At 54.1% G+C, this 5727-nt stretch carries 2 tRNA genes and 3 rRNA genes; all 5 read right to left on the bottom strand.

Annotation, left to right across the window (positions count from 1 at the left end):
• Nucleotides 1-56: 56 nt before the first annotated feature.
• Nucleotides 57-169: ribosomal RNA gene (gene rrf, locus CDO44_RS20245) — 5S ribosomal RNA — on the bottom strand.
• 154 nt (nucleotides 170-323) lie between these two features.
• Nucleotides 324-3205: ribosomal RNA gene (locus tag CDO44_RS20240) — 23S ribosomal RNA — on the bottom strand.
• A 278-nt stretch (nucleotides 3206-3483) separates the two neighbouring features.
• A tRNA-Ala gene (locus CDO44_RS20235) sits at nucleotides 3484-3559 on the bottom strand.
• A 28-nt stretch (nucleotides 3560-3587) separates the two neighbouring features.
• Nucleotides 3588-3664, bottom strand: a tRNA-Ile gene (locus tag CDO44_RS20230).
• A 130-nt stretch (nucleotides 3665-3794) separates the two neighbouring features.
• Nucleotides 3795-5325: ribosomal RNA gene (locus CDO44_RS20225) — 16S ribosomal RNA — on the bottom strand.
• Together the 16S, 23S and 5S rRNA genes with 2 tRNA genes alongside form the textbook arrangement of a ribosomal RNA operon.
• Nucleotides 5326-5727 lie beyond the last annotated feature (402 nt).

Genomic DNA, 5727 nt, shown 5'->3' with positions numbered 1-5727 from the left:
GACCCATAAAGTAAAACCCCCGCCGGGATGCCCGAGCGGGGGTTTTGGGGTAGTTAGCCTGACGATGACCTACTTTCACAGACGTCCGTCCACTATCATCGGCGCAAAGGCGTTTCACGGTCCTGTTCGGGATGGGAAGGAGTGGGACCACCTTGCTATGGTCGTCAGGCTTTGACTTGTCGGCGGGTTGTTGATCGCGCGCAGGGTGACTGCGTCGCAGGCTCGAACAACCTGCCCAATTGGAAGAAGCGCAACAGTGGGGGGGCAGCAGTGCTGCCCGGTGTGTGACTGCTTGCGGCACACGCTACAACCGCCAGGGTTATAGGATCAAGCCGCACGGGCAATTAGTATCGGTTAGCTCAACGCATTACTGCGCTTCCACACCCGACCTATCAACGTCCTGGTCTCGAACGGCCCTTCAGGGGGGTCAAGCCCCCGGGAGATCTTATCTTCAGACGAGTTTCCCGCTTAGATGCCTTCAGCGGTTATCTCTTCCGTACATAGCTACCCGGCAATGCCATTGGCATGACAACCGGTACACCAGCGGTACGTCCATTCCGGTCCTCTCGTACTAGGAACAGGCTCCGTCAAATCTCCAGCGCCCACGGCAGATAGGGACCAAACTGTCTCACGACGTTTTAAACCCAGCTCACGTACCTCTTTAAATGGCGAACAGCCATACCCTTGGGACCGGCTACAGCCCCAGGATGAGATGAGCCGACATCGAGGTGCCAAACACCGCCGTCGATATGAACTCTTGGGCGGTATCAGCCTGTTATCCCCAGAGTACCTTTTATCCGTTGAGCGATGGCCCTTCCATACAGAACCACCGGATCACTATGTCCTGCTTTCGCACCTGTTCGACTTGTCAGTCTCACAGTTAAGCACGCTTATGCCATTGCACTATCAGCACGATTTCCGACCGTACCTAGCGTACCTTCGAACTCCTCCGTTACCCTTTAGGAGGAGACCGCCCCAGTCAAACTGCCCACCATGCACTGTCCCCGACCCGGATAACGGGCCAAGGTTAGAACCGCAAACAAATCAGGGTGGTATTTCAAGGACGGCTCCACGAGATCTAGCGACCTCGCTTCTACGCCTCCCACCTATCCTACACAGACCGGTTCACAGTCCAATGCAAAGCTGCAGTAAAGGTTCATGGGGTCTTTCCGTCTAGCCGCGGGTAGATTGCATCATCACAAACATTTCAACTTCGCTGAGTCTCAGGAGGAGACAGTGTGGCCATCGTTACGCCATTCGTGCAGGTCGGAACTTACCCGACAAGGAATTTCGCTACCTTAGGACCGTTATAGTTACGGCCGCCGTTTACCGGGGCTTCGATCAAGAGCTTGCACCCCATCACTTAACCTTCCGGCACCGGGCAGGCGTCACACCCTATACGTCCACTTTCGTGTTTGCAGAGTGCTGTGTTTTTATTAAACAGTCGCAGCCACCGATTCTCTGCGACCCTTTCACGCTCAGCGCGCAGGCGCCTCACGCTACCAGGGCATACCTTCTCCCGAAGTTACGGTATCAATTTGCCGAGTTCCTTCTCCTGAGTTCTCTCAAGCGCCTTAGAATATTCATCCCGTCCACCTGTGTCGGTTTGCGGTACGGTCTCGTTTAGCTGAAGCTTAGAGGCTTTTCCTGGGACCACTTCCAATCACTTCGCGAACAAGTTCGCTCGTGCCACACCCTTGAATTGCGCGCCCGGATTTGCCTAAGCGCCTTCTTCGATGCAGCAACGGGGACTTCCAACACCCCGATGACCTTCCGCAATCCGTCCCCCCATCGCACTAAACGACGGTGCTGGAATATTAACCAGCTTCCCATCAGCTACGCATCTCTGCCTCGCCTTAGGGGCCGACTCACCCTACGCCGATGAACGTTGCGTAGGAAACCTTGGACTTACGGCGAGAGGGCCTTTCACCCTCTTTATCGCTACTCATGTCAGCATTCGCACTTCTGATACCTCCAGCAGCCTTTACAAGCCACCTTCGCAGGCTTACAGAACGCTCCCCTACCACGCATGGATAAATCCACGCATCCGCAGCTTCGGTGTATCGCTTAGCCCCGTTACATCTTCCGCGCAGGACGACTCGATCAGTGAGCTATTACGCTTTCTTTAAAGGATGGCTGCTTCTAAGCCAACTTCCTGACTGTCTATGCCTTCCCACTTCGTTTCCCACTTAGCGATACTTGGGGACCTTAGCTGGCGGTCTGGGTTGTTTCCCTCTTGAGTCCGGACGTTAGCACCCGGTGCTCTGTCTCCCGAGCTGTACTTCCAGGTATTCGGAGTTTGCAATGGTTTGGTAAGTCGCCATGACCCCCTAGCCATAACAGTGCTCTACCCCCTGGAGTAATACTCGAGGCACTACCTAAATAGTTTTCGGGGAGAACCAGCTATTTCCAGACTTGTTTAGCCTTTCACCCCTATCCACAGCTCATCCCCTAGTTTTTCAACACTAGTGGGTTCGGTCCTCCAGCACGTGTTACCGTGCCTTCAACCTGGCCATGGATAGATCGTCTGGTTTCGGGTCTACACCCAGCGACTGAACGCCCTATTCGGACTCGCTTTCGCTACGCCTCCCCTATTCGGTTAAGCTTGCCACTGAATGTAAGTCGCTGACCCATTATACAAAAGGTACGCCGTCACCCCACAAGGAGGCTCCGACTGTTTGTATGCATGCGGTTTCAGGATCTATTTCACTCCCCTTCCGGGGTTCTTTTCGCCTTTCCCTCACGGTACTGGTTCACTATCGGTCGATCACGAGTATTTAGCCTTGGAGGATGGTCCCCCCATCTTCAGACAGGATTACACGTGTCCCGCCCTACTTATCGTACGCCTAGTCCCACTCCAGAGATTTCGAATACAGGGCTATCACCTGCTATGGCCGGACTTTCCAGACCGTTCTTCTATCACTGAAGCTAACTCGTACAGGCTCTTCCGATTTCGCTCGCCACTACTTTCGGAATCTCGGTTGATTTCTTTTCCTCGAGCTACTGAGATGTTTCAGTTCACCCGGTTCGCCTCGCTACCCTATGTATTCAGATAGCGATACCGCATTGAGCGGTGGGTTTCCCCATTCGGAAATCTGCGGATCAAAGCTTGTTTGCCAGCTCCCCGCAGCTTATCGCAGGCTACAACGTCCTTCATCGCCTGTGATCGCCAAGGCATCCACCACATGCACTTAGTCGCTTGATCCTATAACCGTAGCGGCTATAGGCTGGTTTACTCTAGCGTTTGTGCCGTTCCAGAACATGAGCATTCTGGAACTGATATATGCAATCACAACCCGTCGTTCGACCATACTCCACTGGCTCTGAACCAGCGGGTCGAACAACATTTACTGTTGTGCTTCTTCCAAATTGTTAAAGAACAGCCAAATCGTACTGCACCGAGCCAAAGCTCAGCCTTAAGCGCAGACCCGCTGCGCTTAAACCTAAATTCTGGTACCACCGAAGAATACTCACCCCGGAATGTGGTGGAGGTTGACGGGATCGAACCGACGACCCCCTGCTTGCAAAGCAGGTGCTCTCCCAGCTGAGCTAAACCCCCACAGCCATCGCCACGCGATTCTGCATATTGGTGGGTCTGGTTGGATTCGAACCAACGACCCCCGCCTTATCAAGACGGTGCTCTAACCGACTGAGCTACAGACCCCTATTCTTCGGATCTGCATCCCAGGCCAAGGAACGTCAAGCCACTACCGCGCTTGCCCCTTTTCCTCACCGATCCAGCCTAACGAACAACCGATAAGAGTGGACACTTGATCCAGACGCTTTACGCGCTGAAAGGAGGTGATCCAGCCGCACCTTCCGATACGGCTACCTTGTTACGACTTCACCCCAGTCATGAACCCTACCGTGGTAAGCGCCCTCCTTGCGGTTAGGCTACCTACTTCTGGTAGAACCCACTCCCATGGTGTGACGGGCGGTGTGTACAAGACCCGGGAACGTATTCACCGCGACATGCTGATCCGCGATTACTAGCGATTCCGACTTCATGCAGTCGAGTTGCAGACTGCAATCCGGACTACGATCGGGTTTCTGGGATTGGCTCCCCCTCGCGGGTTGGCAGCCCTCTGTCCCGACCATTGTATGACGTGTGAAGCCCTACCCATAAGGGCCATGAGGACCTGACGTCATCCCCACCTTCCTCCGGTTTGTCACCGGCAGTCTCATTAGAGTGCCCTTTCGTAGCAACTAATGACAAGGGTTGCGCTCGTTGCGGGACTTAACCCAACATCTCACGACACGAGCTGACGACGGCCATGCAGCACCTGTGTTCCGGTTCTCTTTCGAGCACTCCCAAATCTCTTCGGGATTCCAGACATGTCAAGGGTAGGTAAGGTTTTTCGCGTTGCATCGAATTAATCCACATCATCCACCGCTTGTGCGGGTCCCCGTCAATTCCTTTGAGTTTTAATCTTGCGACCGTACTCCCCAGGCGGTCAACTTCACGCGTTAGCTGCGCTACCAAGCTCCGAAGAACCCAACAGCTAGTTGACATCGTTTAGGGCGTGGACTACCAGGGTATCTAATCCTGTTTGCTCCCCACGCTTTCGTGCATGAGCGTCAGTGTTATCCCAGGAGGCTGCCTTCGCCATCGGTGTTCCTCCACATATCTACGCATTTCACTGCTACACGTGGAATTCCACCTCCCTCTGACACACTCTAGTTCGGGAGTTAAAAATGCAGTTCCAAGGTTGAGCCCTGGGATTTCACATCTTTCTTTCCGAACCGCCTGCGCACGCTTTACGCCCAGTAATTCCGATTAACGCTTGCACCCTACGTATTACCGCGGCTGCTGGCACGTAGTTAGCCGGTGCTTATTCTGCGGGTACCGTCAGTTACGCCAGGTATTAGCCGGCGCCGTTTCTTTCCCGCCAAAAGTGCTTTACAACCCGAAGGCCTTCTTCGCACACGCGGCATGGCTGGATCAGGGTTGCCCCCATTGTCCAAAATTCCCCACTGCTGCCTCCCGTAGGAGTCTGGGCCGTGTCTCAGTCCCAGTGTGGCTGGTCGTCCTCTCAAACCAGCTACGGATCGTCGCCTTGGTAGGCCTTTACCCCACCAACTAGCTAATCCGACATCGGCCGCTCCAATAGTGAGAGGTCTTGCGATCCCCCCCTTTCCCCCGTAGGGCGTATGCGGTATTAGCTACGCTTTCGCGTAGTTATCCCCCGCTACTGGGTACGTTCCGATGCATTACTCACCCGTTCGCCACTCGCCGCCAGACCGAAGTCCGCGCTGCCGTTCGACTTGCATGTGTAAGGCATGCCGCTAGCGTTCAATCTGAGCCAGGATCAAACTCTTCAGTTCAATCTCTAGATTTTGTTCGTACTATGGGTAAAACCCATGGCACGATCGCTTGCGTACTCAAAGAAATTGCAGATAAATGACTTTACCTACAAACTTCTTCATATGAGCACTTGATTCATTTTGCGTCGACCAACCAAACCGGTTTGACCCGATCCGATCGTCTCGCGCCCAAACCAAGCGCCCACACTTATCGGCTGTTTATTTGTTAAAGAACGGTACTACCCACTGCTTCGCTTACTGCTTCATTTCCTTGCCGATCGCTGCGCTGTCTTGCCGGCGCTGCGTCATCAGCAGAGAAACGAGATTATGAAGGAGTTTTTTATCTCTGTCAAATCGTGTCGCGCGCTGCTTGCTTGCCACCGACCTGCCAGATCCGCCGCGCAACCCGCACGCCGCGAACCC

This window comes from Pigmentiphaga sp. NML080357 (assembly GCF_002188465.1).
Taxonomy (GTDB): Bacteria; Pseudomonadota; Gammaproteobacteria; order Burkholderiales; family Burkholderiaceae_B; genus Pigmentiphaga.
The sequence above is the reverse complement of the archived record's forward strand: the minus strand, read 5'-3'. Positions and strand labels throughout refer to the sequence as shown.